Here is a 21,399-nt window from a genome sequence, read left to right on the forward strand (position 1 = left end):
GGGAACAACGGTTCCTGTGACCGGTTGTGGCCGGCGGTCCCGGCGGCCACGGTCACCGCGTGTGGCCGGATGGGGGAGACGGGGGGCATGGGGTTGATGGGTCGGGGCGGTTGTCCCGACGGGTGTTCTCGGTGCATTCTGGCGACTCTCCGGACCGGTGGGGCTGGGAGTGCTGCCTGTTCACCACTGAGGCTCAGGGAGGCCCCAGCCGCACCAATGAGCCCCGACCTTCTCCTGCGAATCCGAACGGACCGTGGTCGACCGGGCCGCAGGCACGGCGGGACACGACGGGGTGTCCCCAGGTGCCGGGCGGCCCGGGGCGGACCACCGCGGCACTGTATGATCTACGCCGTAAAGGTGCCTGTCGTGTGCACACCACGGGGTGGAGGGGGAGGAACACACGGGAAGGACGCTCCGCGCGGGCGCGACCGGAGCCGCGCCCGCCGCCCGGCTAGCGGGTCTTGACGATCGTGGCGAGGACGCCCGAGACGAGCATCATCGACAGGCTCACGATCATGAGCACGACCGCGATGGTTCCGACCATGGTGTTCCTTCACATTCGTCGTTGCCGGGCACGGTCCGAGGACGGACCGGTACCCGACGCGCCGGTTCGGCGAAGAGCGGGCGCGTCACCTCTTCGAGCGGAATCCTATCCCGGCCCCTCCGGCGTGCCGCGCCGGGCCGCGGCTGTGACCAGGTCCGCCGAGAACGGGGGCGGTGGGGGACTGGTGCGCACCGGCAAGTTCCGCAAGGAAGTTCTGGAGCGGGCCGAGCCCGCCCCGATCACATCGTGGGCTCGTTCGCCGACGTGCCCGCCCCGCTGGGGATCGGCGCCCCGCCCTCGGACCAGACGCGCCGATAGGCGCCGACCAGCCACCGGTTGGCCCAGGCGGAGTCGGGTTCGCGGGGCAGGGGGGAGGTCGTGCACAGTCCGGACAGCCGTTCCTCCAGCGTTCGGGTGCGGTCGAGGGCCTCGGCCCGGCTGTGCTCGCCGCGGTGCAGGGCGCGCAGCCAGGAGCGGTCGGGTTCGGGCAGGGGCAGAGTGAGGCCCCCGGTCTCCAGCAGTTCCACGCCCTGGAGACCGAGGCGGACCATGTGGTACGCGTACTTGGTGTCGAAACCGTGTATCTCGACCAGTTCAGAGCGGTTGGTGTGTTTTCCGTGCCGTGTGCCCTCCATGCGTTCGCGCTGGGCACGCAGGGAGTCCAGGAAGCGCTGACCCGTCCTGCGCGAGAGGAAGCGGTCGCGGTGGGCGCGCAGTTCGCGTCCCAGGCCGGTGGCCGTGACGATCTCCTCCTCGGGCACCAACAGCGGCAGCAGCACGGTCGGGTTGCCCTCCAAGGCGAGGTGGACCCACTTGCGCAGCGAGTACACGGTCAGGTCGAGGCCGACGGGGCCCGAGCGCACGTGGCCGGGGCGGGCGCGGAAGACGTACTGCTCGAAGACGCGCAGGCCGATGACGTACTCGGGCGGCTCGACGCAGATCCCCATCTCGTCGCGGTCGCCCCGGCCCTCCAGAGCCAGGCCGTGGACCGAGGAGCCGACCCGGCAGCGCAGCACGGTGCCGTTCTCGGCGATCCGCGCGAACTCCGCACTGGAATGCTTCACGCCCTGCCTCCACTGCCCCGACGGTGCGGTGGGCGCCCGTTGTGCCCGCCCTGTGCGGCGTGAGCGTACCGTGCCCTGGAACGCCGCAACGAACGGCTTTTCCGCTTCCGGGCGACTTGCTCCGGTGGCCTTGGGAGGCGTCGGATGTTCCCGGGCCCCGAAACCTCGCGGTACTCACACCACGGATGGAGAAAGTGCAGGGCGTGCCTCCCGAGAACCCCAAGATCGACACCTCCGTTCCGCACAACGCCCGTATCTGGAACTACTGGCTGGGCGGCAAGGACCACCACCCCGTGGACCGGGAGATGGGCGAGCGGATCCGCTCGTTTTCCCCGAGATCGCGGACAACGCCGTTGCCGACCGCCGCTTCCTGGAACGTGCGGTGACCCACCTGGTCGAGAGGGAGGGGATCCGGCAGTTCCTCGACATCGGTGCCGGCCTGCCCACCCACAACAACACCCACGAGGTGGCACAGCCGCTGGCCCCGGAAGGTCCGGGCGGTCTATGTCGACAACGACCCGCTCGTGCTCACCCACGCGCGCCCTGCTGACGAGCGGTGCGAAGGGTGCCACCGACGACGTCGACGCCGACCGCGCCCACCACGTGGCCGCGGCGTGGAACGAGCGCGGGACGCCCAAGCTGACGGTGCGCTCGGCCGCGCAGGCCGAGTCGCTCTTCGACGGTCTGGAACTGCTGGAGCCCGGCGTGGTGTCGTGCTCGCTGTGGCGGGTGGGGCCGGCCCGGTCGGGGGAGGTCGTCCCGGTGGCGGAGTACTGCGGCGTCGGCCGCAAACCCCTGCGGACATAGCTGTGGCCCGCGTCCCCCAACGCGGGCCACAGCCGGCGCGGCCAGAGTGCACTGAGTGCGGTCCGGCCGCTGGGAAGGCGGGTGCGGCTGTGAAAGACGTGTCGGTAACCCCCATTGCCGAACACGAACGCGCGCACCCGCGCATGGTTTGTGTGGAGCGCTCCAAGGGTGAAGACGGGTGGAACGGGGTCTGTCGGGAGTTGTTGTCGAGCGCTTCACCTGTGAGAACGCCTCGTCTAGGAGTGGTGTTCCCGGTGGCGCGACCGATTCTCGGTGAGGTGGGTAATAACCGCGTGCATTCCAGGTCATGGGAGTCCTAGGAGCATCCGGACCCGTGTGAACGGAAGGTGCGCCATGCCCGAGGCGACGATCCTGTGGCGTCCCGCGGGGCCGAAGGAGCCGGCGCTGGTCAGGGACTTTGGGCGGAGTGCGCGGACGCCGCGCCTGCCGGAGCGGCCGAGCTTCTCCCCGGGTGCTGAACGAGGACGACGCGGTCCGTGGGGCGGTCTTCGCGGCGCGCTGCCCGGTGCGCGGGGTCGGCGGTCGCACGGTCCTGGAACTGTGGGTCCCAGCGGAGGAACTGGCCGAGTTCGACCAGTACGTCCTGGGGCGGATCGAGCTGGTCGCTCTCATGGGACTGCTCCCTGGCCGAGGGGACGGGATCTTCCCGGCCCACTTCCAGGGAGCAGTGCAGATCCCCGGGCCCCGGGCCGGCTACCGGGGCAGGGAGGGTTCGGCCGGTTCGGGGGGCGGTCCGCCCAGGGCGGCGATGACCTCGCCGAGGGCGTCGGCGAGTACGACGGGTTCGCGGTCGGTGTGCTCGTGGGTGTCCTGGCGCTGGTGGGGTACGTGCCGGCGGGGGCCGAGCGTGGTGGCCATGGGGTGTCGGGCCGCCGTCGGGTGGTCGGCGCCCTCCTCCTTCGTGTGCGTTCTCAACCGCGTTCGGCCGTGATGACTCGGGGTGACCGTAGCGGTGCCCACTGATCAGCAATAGCACGCCGATATGACGTCCAGTGGATACACAGCGTGCCTATGGATGAACACGGTCCCTCGTGAGACCCCCTCCGGCAGGGGGAATGCACCGGTGCGCGCTGTTGTTCCGCGTGATAATTTCGCAAGAAACTACTTCTTTGGAAATTAGTCTGAGGGGCGGCCATGCAGTTCGGAATCTTCTCGGTGAGCGACGTGACCACCGATCCCACCACCGGGCGCACACCGACGGAGGCCGAGCGCGTCAAGGCGATGGTGGCCATCGCGCTCAAGGCCGAGGAGGTCGGCCTGGACGTCTTCGCCAGCGGGGAGCACCACAACCCGCCGTTCGTGGCCTCTTCTCCGACCACGATGCTCGGCTACATCGCCGCACGCACGGAGCGGCTCGTCCTGTCCACGGCGACCACACTGATCACCACCAACGACCCGGTCAAGATCGCCGAGGACTTCGCGATGCTCCAGCACCTGGCCGACGGCCGGGTCGACCTGATGATGGGCCGCGGCAACACCGGCCCCGTCTACCCCTGGTTCGGACGGGACATCCGCCAGGGCATCCCGCTGGCACTGGAGAACTACCACCTGCTCCACCGCCTCTGGCGGGAGGAGGCCGTGGACTGGGAGGGCAAGTTCCGCACCCCGCTCCAGGGGTTCACCTCCACCCCGCGCCCGCTGGACGGCGTGCCCCCGTTCGTGTGGCACGGATCCATCCGCAGCCCGGAGATCGCCGAGCAGGCCGCCTACTACGGTGACGGCTTCTTCCACAACAACATCTTCTGGCCCGCCACCCACACCAGGAAGCTCATCTCGCTCTACCGCCGCCGGTTCGAGCACTACGGCCACGGCAGAGCGGACCAGGCCTACGTCGGCCTGGGCGGTCAGGTCTTCATGCGCAAGAACTCCCAGGACGCGGTCAAGGAGTTCCGGCCCTACTTCGACCACGCCCCGGTCTACGGCGGCGGACCCTCCCTGGAGGAGTTCACCCGTGAGACACCGCTCACGGTGGGCAGCCCCCAGGAGGTCATCGACCGTACCCTGACCTTCCGGGAGCAGTTCGGCGACTACCAGCGCCAGCTCTTCCTGATGGACCACGCCGGGCTGCCCCTCAAGACCGTCCTGGAGCAGTTGGACATCCTCGGGGAGGAGGTCGTCCCGGTGCTGCGCGAGGAGTTCGCTGCCAGGAAGCCCGCACACGTGCCCGACGCGCCCGACCACGCATCGCTGCTGGCCGCGAAGGGCACCGACGAGGAGGCCGTGTCATGACCGAGGTTCGCAGGATCGTCGCCGTCTCGGCGGGGCTGAGCACCCCGTCCTCGACCCGGCTGCTCGCCGACCGGCTCACCGGGGCCGCCGAGCGCGCCCTGGGCGAGCGGGGCCTGAAGGCCGACGTGCGCGTGGTGGAACTGCGCGAGGTGGCCCACGACATCGTGAACGCCATGCTCACGCGGGTTCCCACCGGCGACCTGCCCGCGATCCTGGACGACGTGTCCGCCGCGGACGGCGTCGTCGCCGTCACCCCGGTCTTCAGCGCCTCCTACAGCGGGCTGTTCAAGGCGTTCTTCGACGTCGTCGAACCCGAGGCCCTGGACGGGACCCCGGTGCTGGTCGGCGCCACCGGAGGCAGCCCGCGCCACTCGCTGGTGCTGGAGCACGCGCTGCGCCCGCTGTTCTCCCACACCCGCTCCGTGGTCGTACCCACGGGCGTGTACGCGGCCTCGGCGGACTGGGGGGCCGACGGTGAGGGAGCCCGCGAGCTCGACGACCGTGTCGGGCGGGCCGCCCGCCAGTTGGCCCTGCTGGCCGCCGACCACGCCTCCGGCGAACGGGACTCCCGCGCGGACCCGGTCGACTTCGCCGACCTCATGGACGGCCTGGGCAGGTGAAGCCGTTGCCCGCCCGGAACGGGCGGGCAACGCAGGGCCGGCCGCGGCCCGCGCGGGGACGGGAGGCCCTGTGCCGCGGGGGAAGCGGGGCCGAGAGTTTCGGTGAACTTTCGGCCCTAGGGGGTGTTCCCATGGGTACGGTCTGTGGCTACGCTCCTGGGAGCGCTCCCGTATGGGATGGATCACATGCGGAGAGCGCGAGTATCCCGTCACCTACCCTACCCATCCCCCTCGCCTGGGAGCGCTCCCAAGTGGGCGCTCCCAGGCTCCGAGCCGCAGGTCACAGCGTTGTGCCCGGCTCCCCTCAGATACCCGCGCTCCGACCCCGCCGCCCTCCCCCTGGGCAGAGCCACGCCTCTGCCCTCGGACGCGGGACGGCGGCAGAGGAGAACCTGTCCGAGGAGGACACGTGTCCACCCCCCACCTCGATCCGCACCGCACGCGCCGGCGCAGATCCGCCTCCGCCCTCCTGAGCGCGGCGCTCGTCGCCGCGCTGTTCCCGTCCGCCCCCGCGCAGGCCGCCCCGGTCTGCTCCGTCGACTACCAGACCGACGACTGGGGAACCGGCTTCACCGCCCAGGTCTCGGTCACCAACGAGTCCGACCCCCTCACCGAGTGGAACCTGGGCTGGGAGTTCTCCGGCGACCAGCAGATCACCAACTCCTGGAACGCCGAGGTCACCCAGGACGGTGCCGCCGTGAGCGCACAGGGGCCGCCCTGGGCCCCCGGTCTGGCCGCGGGCCAGACCGCGACGTTCGGCTTCCAGGCCTCTTACAGCGGTGACAACCCCGCCCCCACCGAGTTCACCCTCAACGGTGTGGACTGCGCGGGCGAGGACGAGCCCGACCCCGAGGACCCGGCCCTGGCCGTGGCCCCCGACTCGATCGCCCTGGAGCCCGGCGGCGAGGCCTCCTTCGACGTCGCACTGTCGCAGGCCCCCGAGGCGGACGTCGCCGTCACCGTCGAGCGCACCTCCGGCAGCCAGGCGCTGTCGGTGTCCTCGGGTGCCGCGCTGACCTTCGGTGAGACCGACTGGGATACGCCCCAGGAGGTGACCGTCGCCTCCTCCAGTGACGGGTCGGGGGACCCCGCCCAGGCCGAGTTCACCGTCTCCGCCGAGGGCTACGACCCCGTGGTCGTCACCGCCCGCGAACTGATGGGCCCCGCCAACGCCTACGAGGAGGAGTTCCTCACCCAGTACGAGAAGATCAAGGACCCCGCCAGCGGCTACTTCCGCGACTTCGGCGGGCTTCTCGTGCCCTACCACTCGGTGGAGACCCTGATCGTGGAGGCGCCCGACCACGGCCACGCCACCACGTCCGAGGCCTACAGCTACTACCTGTGGCTGGAGGCGACCTACGGCAGGATCACCGGTGACTGGGCGCCCTTCAACTCCGCCTGGGAGTCCATGGAGGCGTTCATCATCCCGGGCACGGCCGACCAGCCCACGAACAGCGGCTATGACCCGTCGGACCCGGCCACCTACATCCCCGAATCGCTCGACCCCAGCGACTACCCCATGGCCCTGGACGACGGGGCCGCGGCCGGATCCGACCCGCTCGCCCAGGAGCTGAGCAGCACCTACGGCACCGACGAGGTCTACGGCATGCACTGGCTGCTGGACGTGGACAACACCTACGGCTACGGCTTCTGCGGTGACGGCACCGACGACGCCCCCGCCTACATCAACACCTTCCAGCGCGGCTCCAACGAGTCGGTCTGGGAGACCGTGCCGCACCCCTCCTGCGAGACCTTCGAGCACGGCGGTGACCACGGGTTCCTCGACCTGTTCACCGACGACGACGCCTACTCCGAGCAGTGGCGCTACACCAACGCCCCCGACGCCGACGCGCGGGCCGTGCAGGTGGCCTACCTGGCGCACCAGTGGGCCTCGGAGCAGGGCAACGAGGGCGCCATCGTCGAGAACGTCGCCAACGCGGCGATGATGGGCGACTACCTGCGCTACGCCATGTTCGACAAGTACTTCAAGGAGATCGGCGACTGCGTGGGGGCCCAGGCCTGCCCGCCCGGATCGGGCAAGGACTCCGCGCACTACCTGATGTCCTGGTACTACGCCTGGGGCGGTGCCTCGGAGAGCGCCCAGTACCCCTGGGCCTGGCGCATCGGCGGCTCCTCCGCGCACCAGGGCTACCAGAACGTGATGGCGGCCTACGCGCTCTCGGAGGTGGCCGCGCTCCAGCCCGAGTCGGCGACCGGCACCCAGGACTGGGAGACCAGCCTCGACCGGCAGTTGGAGTTCCTGGAGTGGCTCCAGTCCTCCGACGGCGGTATCGCGGGCGGCGCGACCAACAGCTGGGAGGGTACCTACGCCCAGCCGCCCTCGGGCACGCCCACCTTCCACGGCATGTTCTACGACGAGAAGCCCGTCTGGCACGACCCGCCGTCCAACCGCTGGTTCGGCTTCCAGGTCTGGGACATGGAGCGGGTGGCCGAGTACCACCGCATCACCGGTGACGAGCGCGCCGCCGGGATCCTGGACGACTGGATCCCGTGGGCGATCGCCAACACCACGGTCGGAGAAAACGGCGAGTTCGCCATCCCCGCCGACATGGAGTGGACCGGACAGCCCGACACCTGGACGGGTGAGAGCACGGGCAACCCCGGCCTGAGCGTCGAGGTCGTCTCGCACGGCCAGGACGTCGGCATCGCCGCGGGTCTGGCCAAGACCCTCATGCACTACTCCGCCGCCACCGGTGACACCGAGTCCCGCGAGGTGGCCGAGGGTCTGCTCGACGCGCTCCTGGTCCACCAGGACGACCTGGGCGTCGCCGTTCCCGAGACGCGGGCCGACTACGAGCGCTTCGACGACCCGTTCGACTCCCCCGACGGCGGCCTCTACGTCCCCGAGGGATGGACCGGCCAGATGCCCAACGGGGACGCGATCGACTCCGACTCGACGTTCCTGTCGATCCGCTCCTTCTACGAGGAGGACCCGAACTGGTCCCGGGTCGAGGACTACCTCGACGGGGGGCCGGCTCCCGAGTTCACCTACCACCGCTTCTGGGCTCAGGTGGACGTGGCCACGGCCCTGGCCACCCACGGTGAGCTGTTCGGCGACGGCTCCTGACCGTCCGTGGCCGCATGCGGGGCGGGCGTCGAACGGGCGCCCGCCCCCTACCCCCACCGAAGGAGAGAAGGACCATGCCATCGACCGAGGGGCGCAGACCGCCCCGGGGCCGGGCCGTGGCGGCGGCTGCCCTGGCCGCGGCCCTGCTCACCGGTGGCCTGACGGCCGCCGCGCACGCCCAGGACGACAGCGCGCTCCCGGACCGGGACGCGGCCCTTGCCGAAGCCGCCACACTCCGGCAGCTGGCCGACGAACGGGGCCTGCGCATGGGTGCCGCGGTGGGTGCGCGGCACCTGGACCAGCCGGACTACGCGCGGACCGCGGCGGAGGAGTTCACCTCGGTCACCCACGAGAACTCCCTCAAGTGGCAGACGGTCCAAGCACGGCCAGGGCAGTTCGACTGGAGCGGTGCCGACCGCATCGTGGAGTTCGCCCGGAGCAACGACCAGACGATCCACGGCCACACGCTGCTCTGGCACAGCCAACTGCCGTCCTGGGTGGCTGACGGCGGCTTCACCGAGGACGAGCTGCTGGAGGTCATGGACACCCACATCACCGCCGTGGTGGGACGCTACCGGGACGACATCGACACCTGGGACGTGGTCAACGAGCCCATCGGCGACGACGCCCGGTTCCGCGACTCGGTCTTCCACCGGACCCTGGGCGAGGACTACATCGCCGAGGCCTTCCGGATGGCCGACCGCGCCGACCCCGACGCCCGCCTGTTCATCAACGACTACAACATCGACGGGATCAACGCCAAGAGCGACGCCTACTACGCCCTGGTCCGGGACCTGTTGGCCCGGGGAGTGCCCATCGACGGCATCGGCTTCCAGGGACACCTCGTCTCGGGGCAGGTCCCCGCCGACATCCAGCAGAACATCCAGCGGTTCGTCGACCTGGGGCTGGAGGTGATGATCACCGAACTGGACATCCGGGTCCAACTGCCGGCCACCGAGCAGAAACTGGAGCAGCAGGCCGACGACTACACGCGGGTGGCCGAGGCCTGCTACGCGGTCGAGGGGTGCTCCGGCGTGACCGTGTGGGGTGTCACCGACGCCCACTCCTGGGTCCCCGGCGTCTTCGAGGGCCAGGGGGCCGCGCTGCCGATCGACGGAGGCTACCGGCCCAAGCCCGCCTACTGGTCCCTCCACGAGGCGCTGGGGGGCGACCCCGGCCCGGCCCCGACGGACCCCCCGCCCCCCGGGGAGTGCGAGGCCGCGTACACCGTCACCAACCAGTGGCAGGGCGGCTTCCAGGCGCAGGTGACCGTCACCGCCGGAACGGATCTCACCGGGTGGACCGTCGGGTGGACCTTCGGGAGCGGCGAGAGCGTGGCGCACGCCTGGAACGCCTCGGTGACCGGTGGCGGGGCCGACGTCACCGCGACCAACGCCGCCTACAACGGCACCCTCTCCGCCGGGCAGTCGACCTCCTTCGGCTTCGTCGGCAGCACCGGCGGGGGTGTCTCGTCCCCCGAACCCGCGTGCGGCGCGCTCTGACCCGTGCCCGCGCGGGAGGGCCGGAACCGGCCCGGAGGCGGACCGCCGCCGTGACGACCTCCCGGGAAGGGGACCGTACCCCCCAGTAGGGCCGTAGGCCCGCGCGGTCCCCGCGCCACGGCACCGAACACTCCTCGGTGCCGTGGCGCTACGCGTGCCGGCGACAAGCCCTGTTTCGTAGGGAAAACCTGTTCGACACATTCGTAAAATTTTCTGCTTTAGGGGGTGTTTACATGCGCACAGTCTGTGGTTACGCTCCTGGGAGCGCTCCCGAACGTGGCGTGGGTCACGTGGCGGAGGGCTGAAGAGACCGTGGTCTCCTCGGGCGGACCCCGCGGGCGCCTCCCGCATGGGAGCGCTCCCGGGCACGTTCGCCGGTGGAGGCCGCACGCCCCGACCAACGAGGTGGCCATGCCCCGCTCCCATCCCGTCGTCGAGGGCCCGCAGGGCCGCGTGCGGACACCGTACGCGGCCCGGGGGCCGCCACCGCGCACGCTCACCTCAACCATGGATCCACCCCCCGACCATGAGGAAACAGCAGATGAGTACACCCAGACGCGTACCGGGCACGGGCTCGGCGGCGCGCCGCGGCCTCGCCGCGACCTTCGCCCTCGTCCTCGGCGGCGCGCTCGCCGCCGTCGTCTTCCCCACCTCAGCTAGCGCTGACACCCAGTGCGAGGTCGACTACCAGGTCGCCAACGACTGGGGCTCGGGGTTCGTCGCCAGCGTGGAGATCACCAACCTCGGCGACCCCGCCGACGGGTGGGACCTGAGCTGGGACTACGCCGGCGACCAGCAGATCACCAACATGTGGAACGCCGCGTACGAGCAGTCCGGTCAGAGCGTGACCGCGAGCGACGTCGGCTACAACGGCTCGATCGGCAGCGGTTCCAGCGTCTCCTTCGGGTTCCAGGGCACCTACAGCGGCGCCAACCCGGTTCCGACCGAGTTCACCCTCAACGGCACGGTGTGCCAGGGCGAGGTCGACCCCGACCCCACGGAGGACCCGACCGACGAGCCCACCGACGAGCCGACGGAGGAGCCCACCGAGGACCCGACCGACGAGCCCACCGACGAGCCCGGTGAGCGCGTCGACAACCCCTACGTGGGTGCCGACGTCTACGTGAACCCGGTCTGGTCGGCCAACGCCGCGGCCGAGCCCGGCGGCGAGGCCGTCGCCGACGAGCCCACCGGCGTCTGGCTCGACCGCATCGGTGCCATCGAGGGCAACGACAGCCCCACGACCGGCTCCTACGGCCTGCGCGACCACCTCGACGAGGCACTGGAGCAGGCCGACGGCGACCCGCTGGTCTTCCAGGTGGTCATCTACAACCTGCCCGGCCGGGACTGCGCCGCCCTCGCCTCCAACGGGGAGCTCGGCCCGGACGAGATCGACCGCTACAAGAACGAGTACATCGACCCGATCGCCGACATCCTCGCCGACTACGAGGACACCTCCCTGCGGGTCGTGGCCACGATCGAGATCGACTCCCTGCCCAACCTGGTCACCAACGTCGGCTCCCGGCCCACGGCCACCCCCGAGTGCGACGAGATGCTGGCCAACGGCAACTACGTCGAGGGCGTCGGCTACGCCCTGTCCACCCTCGGCGACATCGGCAACGTCTACAACTACGTCGACGCCGGCCACCACGGCTGGATCGGGTGGGACACCAACTTCACCCCCTCCGCCGAGCTCTTCTACGAAGCCGCCAACGCCGCCGGGGCCACGCCCGGCGACGTGCACGGCTTCATCGCCAACACCGCCAACTACTCCGCGTTGGAAGAGCCCCACATCGACGTGGACGGCGTCATCAACGGTGTCCTGGTCCGCCAGTCCGACTGGGTGGACTGGAACCACTACGTTGACGAGCTCTCCTTCGCCCAGGCGCTGCGTACCGAGCTGGTCTCGACCGGCTTCGACAGCGACATCGGCATGCTCATCGACACCTCCCGCAACGGCTGGGGCGGCGACGAGCGTCCCAGCGGCCCGAGCTCGTCGACGGACCTGAACACCTACATCGAGGAGAGCCGGATCGACCGGCGCATCCACGTGGGCAACTGGTGCAACCAGGCCGGCGCCGGCCTGGGCGAGCGCCCGCAGACCGCCCCCGAGCCGGGGATCGACGCCTACGTCTGGATGAAGCCGCCGGGTGAGTCCGACGGCTCCAGCGAGCTGATCCCCAACGACGAGGGCAAGGGCTTCGACCGGATGTGCGACCCCACCTACGGGGGCAACGTCCTCAACGGCAACAACCCCAGCGGCGCCCTGCCCGACGCGCCGGTCGCCGGCCACTGGTTCTCCGCACAGTTCCAGGAGCTGCTGGACAACGCCTACCCGCCCCTCGACTGACCCGTCCGGCCGGGCCGCGGCACGCGGCACCGGCATGACCGGGGCGCCCGCTTCGGGGCGGGCGCCCCTCCCGGGACGGCGGCGTCGAGGCAGAGCACGTCGACCGACCCCGTCCCGCTGCCCCCCTGTGCCCCGCCGGGCACGACCCCCCAGGAGCTCCGCATGATGAGACGATGGGCCACCGCTCTCACCCCAGCGCTGGCGCTGGTCGCCGCGCTCTTCGTCCAGGTCCTCCCGGCCCAGGCCGACACGGGGTTCCGTGTCGAGAACGGCCGCCTGGTGGACGCCGCAGGAAACGACTTCATCATCCGGGGCGTGAGCCACGCCCACACCTGGTACCCCCAGGAACTCGACTCCCTCGCCGGCATCAAGTCCCTGGGCGCCAACGCCGTGCGCGTGGTCCTCAGCAGCGGTGACCGGTGGAACGAGAACGACGCCGCTGACGTGTCCAACGTGGTCGCCCAGTGCAAGGCCCACCGGCTGATCTGCGTCCTGGAGGTGCACGACACCACCGGGTACGGGGAGGAATCGGCCGCCGCCACCCTGGACCAGGCCGTCGACTACTGGCTGCGTGTGCAGGAGGCGGTGGAGGGCGAGGAGGACCACGTCCTGGTCAACATCGGCAACGAGCCCTACGGCAACGACGCCGCCGCCAACGCGGGCTGGGCGGCCGACACGAGCGCGGCCGTCGACCGGCTGCGCGGTGCCGGGTTCGAGCACGCCCTGGTGGTCGACGCGCCCAACTGGGGCCAGGACTGGCAGGGCACCATGCGCCAGCAGGCCCAGGGCGTCTTCGACTCCGACCCGCACGCCAACACGGTCTTCTCCATCCACATGTACGGCGTCTATGAGCAGGAGTCGACCGTCGTCGACTACCTGGAGTCCTTCGTCGACGCGGGCCTGCCGCTGATCGTGGGCGAGTTCGGCCACGACCACAGTGACGGGAACCCGGACGAGGACGCGATCATGCACCACACCGAGCGACTGGGCCTGGGCTATGTCGGCTGGTCCTGGAGCGGCAACAGCGGCGGCGTGGACTACCTCGACATGGTCGAGGACTTCGACCCGGCCCGGATCACGTCCTGGGGCGAGCGGATCTTCAACGGCCCCGACGGAATCGCCGAGACCGCCGTCGAGGCACCGGTCTACGGGGGCGGGGAGCCCACCGAGGAGCCCACGGACGAGCCGACGGACGAGCCGACGGAGGAGCCCACCCACGAGCCCACCGTCCCGGCGGGCGACTGCACGGCCGAGTACACGGTGGGCAACGAGTGGCCCGGCGGCTTCCAGGCCCAGGTCACCGTCACCGCCGAGACCGACCTGGACGGCTGGACGGTGGGGTGGACCCTGCCCGACGGCGAAGGGGTCGCCCAGGCCTGGAACGCGGTGGTCACCACCAGCGGGTCCGAGGTGAGCGCAGCGGACGCCGGCTACAACGCCGTCCTGTCCGAGGGGCAGAGCACCTCCTTCGGCTTCACCGGCACCCGCCAGGACCCGGCAGAGGTCCCCGAACCCACCTGCACCTCCTGAACCCCGCTCGCGCGGGGGCGCACAGGGCCCCGCGCGAGCGGTCCACCCCCCCACGAAGGAGCAGTGAACGACTATGAGAACGAGGTCACGTACGACTCTGGCCCTCTCGGCGGCGCTCGGCGGGCTCATGCTCGGCGGCGGCGTCATCGTGGCCACCCCCGACCCGGCCGAGGCCCACGGCGCCTACACCTACCCGGCCAGCCGCACCTACGCCTGCTTCCAGGACGCGACCGGCGGCAGCAGCGGCGGAAACCTGCAGCCCGTCAACGACGCGTGTGCCGACGCGCTGGACGAGGGCGGCCAGTACGCGTTCTGGAACTGGTACGGCAACCTGATCCCCGACGTCGGGAGCGCGCACCGCGACCGCGTCGCCGACGGTGAGCTGTGCGGTCCCACCGAGGACTTCGCGGCGTTCAACGCGGCACGCACGGACTGGCCGACCACGGAGCTGGAGCCGGGCACCACGGAGTTCCGCCACAACGCCTGGGCGCCGCACCCGGGCACGTTCTTCACCTACCTCACCCGTGACGGGTGGGATCCGCAGTCGCCCCTGGCCTGGGACGACCTGGAACTGATCGACGAGACCACCGATCCGCCGCTGCGCAGCGAGGGCGACGCCGGGGCGGAGTACTACTGGGACGTCGACGTGCCCGACCGCGAGGGCCGCCACATGGTGTACGTGGTGTGGGAGCGCTCCGACAGCCCCGAGGCGTTCTACAACTGCTCGGACGTGGTCTTCGGCGATGTGCCGGACGAGCCGACGGAGGAGCCCACGGACGAGCCGACCGACGAGCCCACGGAGGAACCGACGGAGGAGCCCACCGACGAGCCGAGCGAGCCGGTGGAGGAGTACTGCACGGCCGAGTACACGCTCGTCAACGAGTGGCCGGGCGGTTTCCAGGCCCAGGTGGAGGTGACCGCCGGGGAGAGTGCCCTGAACGGGTGGATGGTGGACTGGGTGTTCGCCAACGGCCAGCAGGTCCAGCACGCCTGGAACGCCGATGTCGTGAACCACGGCGCCCACTACGAGGCGACCAGCGTGTCCAACAACGCGGCGGTGGCGGCGGGCGAGTCCACGACCTTCGGGTTCGTGGGCAGCCGTGACGGGGTCAACATCGAACCCCGGGTGTACTGCCAGGAGGACTGATCCGCGGGGCCCGTCTTCGGGACGGGCCCCCGCACCGTCCTGAGACCGCGTCCCGTCCTTTCCGATCCGAGCCCGGAAGGGGCGGGACGCTCCTGTGCGCCGAACGGCGTTAGGTAATGTGTCCCGCATGGATCCGGTGCGTATCTACAGCCAAGCCCACGGCCGCCTGCTCGACCTGGCCCTCGGCCTGCCCCCCGGCGAGCTGTCCGCCGCCGTCCCCGCCTGCCCCGCGTGGACCGTCCGGCAGACCTACGCCCACCTGGCCGGGGTGTGTGTGGACGTGGCGGCCGGGACGGTCTCCCCTCCGGTGACGGACGAGATCACCGCAGTCCAGGTCGCCGACCGCGACGGCCGCGACATCGCCGAGATCTGCCGGGAATGGCGCACCAGCGCACCCGTTCTGCTCGATCTCATGCGCAGCCAGGGCAGGGCGCGCTACCGGCTGCCCGCGGTGGACGTGTGGAACCACGAGAACGACATCCGCGGTGCCCTGGGCCTGGCGGCCCAGACCGAGCACGCCGAGGCCCTGCTGGACTTCTCCCTCACCGGGATGGGACGGTCCTGGCCGCAGGAGCGGCCCGCCCTGACCGTGACCGCCACCGACGCCGAACGGTCCTGGACACTGGGGGAGGGCACCGGGCCGCACTGGCGCGGCACCGCCTTCGAGCTGTACCGGGCCCTCATGGGGCGGCGCACCACCGGCCAGATCATCGCCATGGACTGGTCCGGCGACCCGGCTCCGGTCGTGGGCTTGCTGTCCCTGCTGCCCGCCGCGGAGAAGCCCCTCGACGTCTGAGCCGGTCAGGGCCGGTAGGGCGGACGCCGCAGTTCGCTGACCTCGCCGATGGCCGACCACTCGTCGCGTCCCAGCCGCGCCAGCGGGCGCAGGCGGCCGATCTCGGGGTGCCCGTCCGCCAGGGCGCTCTCGTCGACGGCGGCGTGCACCACCCGGCCCAGGACGAGCGTGCACCCCTCCAGAGGCACGGTCGAGTGCAGCGCGCACTCCAGGACCGCCGGGGAGTCCGCCACGCGCGGCGGCCGGACCGCCCTGCTGGCCTCGCGCGCCACGCCCACCGCGTCGAACTCGCTGGTCCCGGGCGGGTAGGGCGTGCCGGTCGCGTTGACCTCGCGCTGGAGCGGCTCCGGGGCCAGGTTGACGACGAACTCGCCGGTGGCCTCGGCGTTGCGCAGCGAGTCCTTGCGTCCGACCGACGTGAACTGCACGATCGGCGGTTCGGTGCAGGCGACGGTGAAGAACGAGTGCGGGGCCAGGTTGTCCACGCCGGAGGCCGATGTGGTGGACACCCAGGCGATGGGACGGGGCACCACCACAGCGGTCAGGAGCGTGTAGAACGCTTTTCCGGGCAGGTCCTCAGGTGTCCATTCGGTACGCATCATAGTGATTATCCCGTATGCACACGGGTGGTGCGGGGCATATCGGCACCATCAGATTCTCCTGAGGGGACCGCCGGCTTCAGCCGGTGGGGGAACCGGGCTTCCCGTGCGGCGGGACAAGGGCATCCGAACCGCCGCTAGGCGGTCCGGCGTCCATCACAGGACACGGAAAGTAGACCTGTGGCACGTGTATACTGCTCTCGTGTCTGTGGCTCGCGAGGCTCGCCGGTTCTCCGGCGGCGTGTACGACCTCGGACTCCACGTCGTGTGGTGTTCGAAGTACCGCCGACCGGTACTCAGTGGACGCGTGGCACAGCGCCTGGAGGAACTGATCAGGTCCAAGGCGGACGAGCGCGGTTGGCAGGTCATCGCAGTCGACCTGTCCGCCTTCCCCACACGGGTCAAGGCACAGAACCGCACGCGTAAGCACCGTGCGGCACAGGCCCGGGTCAACGGCTTCCACGCGAAGGTGCGGCGCCAACGCGTCGATCACCACCACAAGGCCGCCCTTGACCTCATCCGCTCGTTCGACGCGATCGCACACGAACGCCTGAACATCGCGGGTATGACCAAGAAGTCCGCGCCCAGGCCCGACCCCGAACGGCAAGGCGCGTTCCTTCCCAACGGCGCCGCCGCCAAGGCCGGGCTGGACAAGAGCATTCATGAGGCGGGCTGGGGGGTGTTCCTGGGAATCCTCGCGCGCAAGGCTGAGAGCGCCGGTCGTGGGTTGGTCCCGGTCGACCCTCGCAACACGTCGCGCTGCCCCCGCGTGCCGTGCGGGCACACCGGTGCGGACAACCGCCCGACACAGGAGAAGCTCCGTTGCGTCCGGTGCGGCTACACCGAGCACGCCGACCGGGCGGGAGCGGTCGACGTGGGTATCAGGGCCGGGCTGGTCCTTCCCGTCGCCTGAGCGGAGGCAGGACAAGCCCGCCGCTTCAGCGATGGGAGGAGCCACGAGACTGGTCTCCGCAGACGACGTGCGTGCCGCCGCCACCCGGCTGGAGGGACGGGTCGTGCGCACCCCCCTCACCGCGGGTCCCCCCGACGCCCCTCCCTTCCTCGTCAAACCCGAGAGCCTCCAGCCCACCGGCGCGTTCAAACTGCGCGGCGCCACCAACGCCGTGGCCCTGCTCAACCCGACCCAGCGCGCCTCGGGGGTCGTGACGCACTCCTCGGGCAACCACGGTCTGGCGCTGGCCCACGCCGCCCGTGCCCAGGGCGTGGTGTGCACGGTCGTGGTGCCCGAGGATGCCCCGAAGGTCAAGGTCGACCGTATTCGCGCGTGCGGCGCACGTGTGGTGACGGTGCCCCCCGGGCGGCGTCTGGCCGCGGCCCGGGAGCTGGAGGCGGAGGAGCGCCTGGTGTTGGTGCCGCCCTTCGACGATCCGCGCGTCATCGCCGGGCAGGGCACCGTGGGCCTGGAGATCCTGGAGCAGTCTCCGGAGGTGACCACGGTGGTGGTCCCGGTGGGTGGGGGAGGGCTGGCCTCGGGTGTGGCCACGGTGGCGATGACGGTGCGGCCCCGGCCCGTGCGGGTGGTGGGGGTGGAGCCGGAGCTGGCCGCCGACGCCGCGGAGAGCCTGGCCGCGGGGCACCGGGTGGAGTGGTCGGCCGAGCGCACCGGCCGGACCATGGCCGACGGAGTGCGCACGTGTCTGTCGGAGCTGACCTTCGCGCACCTGTCCGCGCGGCTGGACGAGGTGGTGACGGTGGACGAGGAAGAGATCGCGCGGGCGGTGTCGGCCCTGGCCCACGGCGCGCGCCTGGTGGCCGAGCCCAGCGGGGCGTTGGCCGCCGCGGCGGTCATGGCTGGCAAGGTGGCCGCGGTTCCGGGACGGCCGGAGGAGACGGTCGCGGTGGTCTCGGGCGGCAACGTGGACCCGGACCTGTTCGCCCGGCTGGTGCGTCCGGCCGGATTCTGAGAACGGTTCCCGCGCAGGCGCGGGAACCGGACCGTCGTCCTACAGGATCGCGCCGGGGGTGTAGGCGGCCGCTTCGGGGCTGGCACCGGTGATGCGGCCGATACGCTCCACGACGGCGGCGACCTGGTCGGCGGCGGCCCCGGTGAACGTGATCCGGTCGGCCAGCAGCGCGTCCAGCTCCGCCCGGTCCAGCGGGAAGCGTGGGTCCTCGGCCAGCCGCTCCAGCAGCCGGTTGCCGGTGCCCTCCTGACGCATGGCCAGGGCGGAGGCGACCGCGTGCTCCTTGATGAGCTCGTGCGCGCTCTCGCGTCCCACCCCCGCGCGCACGGCCGCCATGAGCATCTTGGTGGTGGCCAGGAACGGCAGGTAGCGGTCCAGTTCGGCGGAGACCACCGCGGGGAAGGCCCCGAACTCGTCCAGCACCGTCAGCATGGTCTCGACGAGCCCGTCGAAGGCGAAGAAGGCGTCGGGCAGCGCCACACGGCGTACCACCGAACACGACACGTCGCCCTCGTTCCACTGGTCGCCGGCCAGCTCACCGGCCATGGAGGCGTAGCCGCGCAGGATGACGGCGAGTCCGTTGACCCGCTCGCACGAGCGCGTGTTCATCTTGTGCGGCATCGCAGAGGAGCCGACCTGTCCCTCGGCGAACCCCTCGGTGACCAGTTCGTGTCCGGCCATGAGGCGGACGGTCTTGGCCAGCGAGGACGGCCCGGCGGCCAGTTGCACCAGCGCGGTCAGCACCTCGAAGTCCAGCGAGCGCGGGTAGACCTGGCCCACGCTGGTGAGGCGGTGCTCGAACCCCAGGTGCGAGGCGACCCCGTCCTCCAGCGACCGCAGGGCGCCGCGGTCGCCGCCGAGCAGGTCCAGCATGTCCTGGGCGGTGCCGACCGGGCCCTTGATCCCGCGCAGCGGGTAGCGGGCGATGAGCTCCTCCAGCCGACCGTGGGCGACCAGCACCTCGTCGGCGATCGAGGCGAACCGCTTGCCGAGGGTGGTGGCCTGCGCGGCCACGTTGTGGGAGCGGCCCGCCATCACCGTCGCGCCGTACTCGGCCGACAGCCGCCCCAGGCGGGCCAGCAGGGCCACGGTGCGGTCGCGCACCAGCAGCAGGCTGTCGCGCACCTGGAGCTGTTCGACGTTCTCGGTGAGGTCGCGCGAGGTCATGCCCTTGTGGACGTGCTCGTGCCCGGCCAGGGCGTTGAACTCCTCGATGCGGGCCTTGACGTCGTGGCGGGTGACGCGCTCGCGTTCGGCGATGGAGCCCAGGTCGACCTGGTCGAGGACCTTCTCGTAGTCCTCGACGACCCCGTCGGGGACCTCTACGCCCAGGCGCGACTGGGCGCGCAGGACGGCCAGCCACAGCCGCCGTTCGGCGGCCACCTTGTACTCGGGGGACCACAGGCGGGTCAGCTCCGCAGAGGCATAGCGTGCGGCTAGGACATCGGGAATCAGGGGTTTCGCGCTCACGTCTGGCCACCCTATCGGTCTGACCAGGTCCGGTCGTCTCCGGACGGTTCTTGTGCCGGGGCGGGCCCGGTTCTCGGTGCGCTATCGAAAAGCCGTGTTCCCCCTCCGAGCCGGATGAGCCGGTCGTATCGTAGAAGCGGACCGTCCCGCGGTATGCCCCTCTGGAGGAGTCGATGCAGCCGACCGTCGCCGCCCCGGAGAGTGTCACCTGGAAGATCCACATGGACCGCTCGATGTGGGTGGCGGGGGTGCGCGCCCTCATGCTCCAGGCCCTGCACCCGGTGGCGATGCAGGGTGTGTGGCAGCGTTCGGACTTTCGCGCCGACCCCACCGGGCGGCTGCTGCGCACCGCCCACTTCGTGGCCGTGACCACCTACGGGAGCCCGCAGGAGGCCGACCGGATCGGGGATCGGATCCGGCGGGTCCACGCCGCGCTGTCCTTCACCGACCCCGCCACCGGTCGGCCGCACCGTGTGGACCGGCGCGACCTGCTGGCGTGGGTGCACTGCGCGGAGGTCTCCTCCTACCTGGAGACCACGTACCGCGCCGGGGTACCGCTCACCGCCGCGGAGATGGACGGTTACATCGACGAGCAGGCGCGCACCGCCACCTATGTGGGCCTGGATCCTTGGGACGTGCCGCGCGACGTGGCGCAGATGCGCCGCTACCTGGCCTCGGTCCGCCCCCTGCTGCGGGTGACTCCGGAGGCGCGGTGGGCGGTGCGGTTCCTGCTGTGGCCGAAGGTGCCCGAGCACCTGTCGTGGCTGGCGCCGCTGAAGCCCCTGTGGTTCCCGGTGGGTGCCCTGGCCTACGCCACCCTGCCGGCGTGGGCGCGCCGCGGCTACGGGGTCCTGCCCGAGGCGGGCGGCGGGGCGGCGGTCACGGCGGCGCTGCGGGCCCTGCGCGCGAGTCTGAACCGGGTGCCCGAGCGCTACTACAATCTCGTGTTCGACGAGGAGACCGTGCGCAGCGCGCAGGCGGCCAAGGAGCGGCTGCTGGCCGCGGGGTACGGGATGGAGCGGGGTTTGCGGGTGCTGGGCGCGGGCCCTCGGTTCCGTCATCCCCGGGTCCCCGGCCAGCGCACACCGAGCGGCCCCTGAGCGGGCACCCGGGCACACAGGGCGAGTGGGGGGAGGACCACGGTGGCGTATGCCCCGAACACGGAGGGCGCGGCGGCGGTGCCCGCCGGCGAGGTGGCGCTCCTGCGGGTGGGCCACGACGACCCGAGGGTGTCGGGGCTGCTCGCCGGGCTGAGGCGGGAGTACACCGAGCGCTACGGCGCCGCTGGGGCCGCCCGTGAGCTGGCGCTGTACCCGCTCTCGGAGTTCGCCGCGCCGCACGGCTGCCTGGTGCTGGCCGAGCTGGGCGGGGAGGTCGTCGCCGGGGGAGCGGTGCGCCCCTACGTCGCTGAGCGCGCCGCGGAGGCCGGGACGGCCGAGATCAAGCGCGTGTGGACCTCGCCGCGGCACCGGCGCCGCGGACTGGCCCGCACGGTCATGGCCGCGCTGGAGGGTGCCGCCCGTGCCCTGGGATACACGCGGGTGCTGCTCTACACCGGACCCGCCCAGCCCGAGGCGCTCGCCTTGTACGAGCGGATCGGCTATCGGCGTCTGGGGCCGGGTGAGGCCGGCGCGCTGCCGCACCCCACCGCGATCCCCTTCGGCCGCGACTTGGCGCCGTGACCGGGCGGCGGCCGTCCGGGGCTTC

General features: G+C 71.3%; 16 protein-coding genes and 1 pseudogene. 13 read left to right on the top strand and 4 right to left on the bottom strand.

All coding sequences use genetic code 11. The annotated features are described in order from the left end of the window. Positions 1-783: 783 nt before the first annotated feature. The gene (locus B042_RS0118185) at positions 784-1,608 is read right to left on the bottom strand and encodes a DNA polymerase beta superfamily protein (RefSeq protein ID WP_028649522.1); all 825 of its coding nucleotides are present in this window, start codon (positions 1,606-1,608) and stop codon (positions 784-786) included. A gap of 203 nt (positions 1,609-1,811) precedes the next feature. Here B042_RS0118185 and B042_RS23825 point away from each other — a divergent pair. Beyond that, positions 1,812-2,415 (top strand): annotated as a pseudogene (locus tag B042_RS23825) (SAM-dependent methyltransferase). Positions 2,416-3,129: 714 nt separating this feature from the next. Here the strand turns inward: B042_RS23825 and B042_RS25905 are convergent. Continuing rightward, positions 3,130-3,351 (bottom strand): hypothetical protein, encoded by a 222-nt coding sequence (locus B042_RS25905; RefSeq protein ID WP_155989200.1) that lies wholly within the window; start codon positions 3,349-3,351, stop codon positions 3,130-3,132. A gap of 219 nt (positions 3,352-3,570) precedes the next feature. Between B042_RS25905 and B042_RS0118210 the strand changes: the two genes are divergently transcribed. The 8 genes from B042_RS0118210 to B042_RS0118245 all read left to right on the top strand — a co-directional run bounded on the left by B042_RS0118210 (position 3,571) and on the right by B042_RS0118245 (position 15,698). Beyond that, on the top strand, positions 3,571-4,665 hold the full coding sequence (locus tag B042_RS0118210; protein ID WP_028649526.1) for an LLM class flavin-dependent oxidoreductase: 1,095 nt from the start codon (positions 3,571-3,573) through the stop codon (positions 4,663-4,665). After that, positions 4,662-5,285: an FMN reductase gene (locus B042_RS0118215; RefSeq protein ID WP_028649527.1), complete on the top strand. Its 624-nt coding sequence runs from the start codon at positions 4,662-4,664 to the stop codon at positions 5,283-5,285. Before B042_RS0118210 ends, B042_RS0118215 begins: the two co-directional genes overlap by 4 nt. Positions 5,286-5,694: 409 nt before the next feature. Then, positions 5,695-8,373 (top strand): glycoside hydrolase family 48 protein, encoded by a 2,679-nt coding sequence (locus B042_RS0118220; RefSeq protein ID WP_028649528.1) that lies wholly within the window; start codon positions 5,695-5,697, stop codon positions 8,371-8,373. A gap of 74 nt (positions 8,374-8,447) precedes the next feature. After that, on the top strand, positions 8,448-9,875 hold the full coding sequence (locus tag B042_RS0118225; protein WP_028649529.1) for an endo-1,4-beta-xylanase: 1,428 nt from the start codon (positions 8,448-8,450) through the stop codon (positions 9,873-9,875). A gap of 541 nt (positions 9,876-10,416) precedes the next feature. Further along, the gene (locus B042_RS0118230) at positions 10,417-12,225 is read left to right on the top strand and encodes a glycoside hydrolase family 6 protein (RefSeq protein WP_028649530.1); all 1,809 of its coding nucleotides are present in this window, start codon (positions 10,417-10,419) and stop codon (positions 12,223-12,225) included. Between the two features lie 162 nt (positions 12,226-12,387). Continuing rightward, entirely contained in the window at positions 12,388-13,755 is a 1,368-nt protein-coding gene (locus B042_RS0118235; RefSeq protein ID WP_028649531.1) for a cellulase family glycosylhydrolase, read from the top strand. Positions 13,756-13,828: 73 nt separating this feature from the next. Beyond that, positions 13,829-14,902, top strand: coding sequence for a lytic polysaccharide monooxygenase (locus B042_RS0118240; protein ID WP_028649532.1), 1,074 nt, complete (start codon positions 13,829-13,831; stop codon positions 14,900-14,902). 127 nt (positions 14,903-15,029) lie between these two features. Next, positions 15,030-15,698, top strand: a complete 669-nt coding sequence (locus B042_RS0118245; RefSeq protein WP_028649533.1) for a maleylpyruvate isomerase family mycothiol-dependent enzyme — start codon at positions 15,030-15,032, stop codon at positions 15,696-15,698. Positions 15,699-15,703: 5 nt separating this feature from the next. Here the strand turns inward: B042_RS0118245 and B042_RS0118250 are convergent, their stop codons facing one another. Further along, on the bottom strand, positions 15,704-16,297 hold the full coding sequence (locus B042_RS0118250; protein ID WP_028649534.1) for a flavin reductase family protein: 594 nt from the start codon (positions 16,295-16,297) through the stop codon (positions 15,704-15,706). A 202-nt stretch (positions 16,298-16,499) separates the two neighbouring features. Here B042_RS0118250 and B042_RS23830 point away from each other — a divergent pair, with 202 nt between their 5' ends. Together B042_RS23830 and B042_RS0118260 are read left to right on the top strand one after the other, a co-directional pair. Further along, positions 16,500-17,210, top strand: coding sequence for a zinc ribbon domain-containing protein (locus B042_RS23830; protein ID WP_155989202.1), 711 nt, complete (start codon positions 16,500-16,502; stop codon positions 17,208-17,210). 31 nt (positions 17,211-17,241) lie between these two features. Beyond that, positions 17,242-18,222, top strand: a complete 981-nt coding sequence (locus tag B042_RS0118260; RefSeq protein WP_036555546.1) for a threonine/serine dehydratase — start codon at positions 17,242-17,244, stop codon at positions 18,220-18,222. A 39-nt stretch (positions 18,223-18,261) separates the two neighbouring features. On the opposite strand, the gene purB is transcribed toward B042_RS0118260, so the two are convergent. After that, on the bottom strand, positions 18,262-19,692 hold the full coding sequence (purB, locus tag B042_RS0118265) for an adenylosuccinate lyase (RefSeq protein ID WP_028649536.1): 1,431 nt from the start codon (positions 19,690-19,692) through the stop codon (positions 18,262-18,264). Between the two features lie 173 nt (positions 19,693-19,865). Here purB and B042_RS0118270 point away from each other — a divergent pair, with 173 nt between their 5' ends. Together B042_RS0118270 and B042_RS0118275 are read left to right on the top strand one after the other, a co-directional pair. Continuing rightward, entirely contained in the window at positions 19,866-20,792 is a 927-nt protein-coding gene (locus B042_RS0118270; protein WP_028649537.1) for an oxygenase MpaB family protein, read from the top strand. A 42-nt stretch (positions 20,793-20,834) separates the two neighbouring features. After that, positions 20,835-21,374 carry a GNAT family N-acetyltransferase gene (locus B042_RS0118275; protein WP_028649538.1) on the top strand — a complete coding sequence of 180 codons (540 nt, stop codon included), beginning with the start codon at positions 20,835-20,837 and terminating at the stop codon, positions 21,372-21,374. Positions 21,375-21,399 lie beyond the last annotated feature (25 nt).

The sequence above is a fragment of the Nocardiopsis sp. CNT312 genome (assembly GCF_000515115.1).
GTDB lineage: Bacteria > Actinomycetota > Actinomycetes > Streptosporangiales > Streptosporangiaceae > Nocardiopsis.

Excerpts from the sequence above, each read along its gene's own strand:
- B042_RS0118210 (WP_028649526.1), top strand. The coding sequence starts at position 3,571 with ATGCAGTTCGGAATCTTCTCGGTGAGCGACGTGACCACCGATCCCACC.
- B042_RS0118245 (WP_028649533.1), top strand. The coding sequence starts at position 15,030 with ATGGATCCGGTGCGTATCTACAGCCAAGCCCACGGCCGCCTGCTCGAC.
- B042_RS0118230 (WP_028649530.1), top strand. The coding sequence starts at position 10,417 with ATGAGTACACCCAGACGCGTACCGGGCACGGGCTCGGCGGCGCGCCGC.
- B042_RS0118270 (WP_028649537.1), top strand. The coding sequence starts at position 19,866 with ATGCAGCCGACCGTCGCCGCCCCGGAGAGTGTCACCTGGAAGATCCAC.
- B042_RS0118260 (WP_036555546.1), top strand. The coding sequence starts at position 17,242 with ATGGGAGGAGCCACGAGACTGGTCTCCGCAGACGACGTGCGTGCCGCC.
- B042_RS0118225 (WP_028649529.1), top strand. The coding sequence starts at position 8,448 with ATGCCATCGACCGAGGGGCGCAGACCGCCCCGGGGCCGGGCCGTGGCG.
- B042_RS0118215 (WP_028649527.1), top strand. The coding sequence starts at position 4,662 with ATGACCGAGGTTCGCAGGATCGTCGCCGTCTCGGCGGGGCTGAGCACC.
- B042_RS0118240 (WP_028649532.1), top strand. The coding sequence starts at position 13,829 with ATGAGAACGAGGTCACGTACGACTCTGGCCCTCTCGGCGGCGCTCGGC.
- B042_RS0118235 (WP_028649531.1), top strand. The coding sequence starts at position 12,388 with ATGATGAGACGATGGGCCACCGCTCTCACCCCAGCGCTGGCGCTGGTC.
- B042_RS0118250 (WP_028649534.1), bottom strand. The coding sequence starts at position 16,297 with ATGCGTACCGAATGGACACCTGAGGACCTGCCCGGAAAAGCGTTCTAC.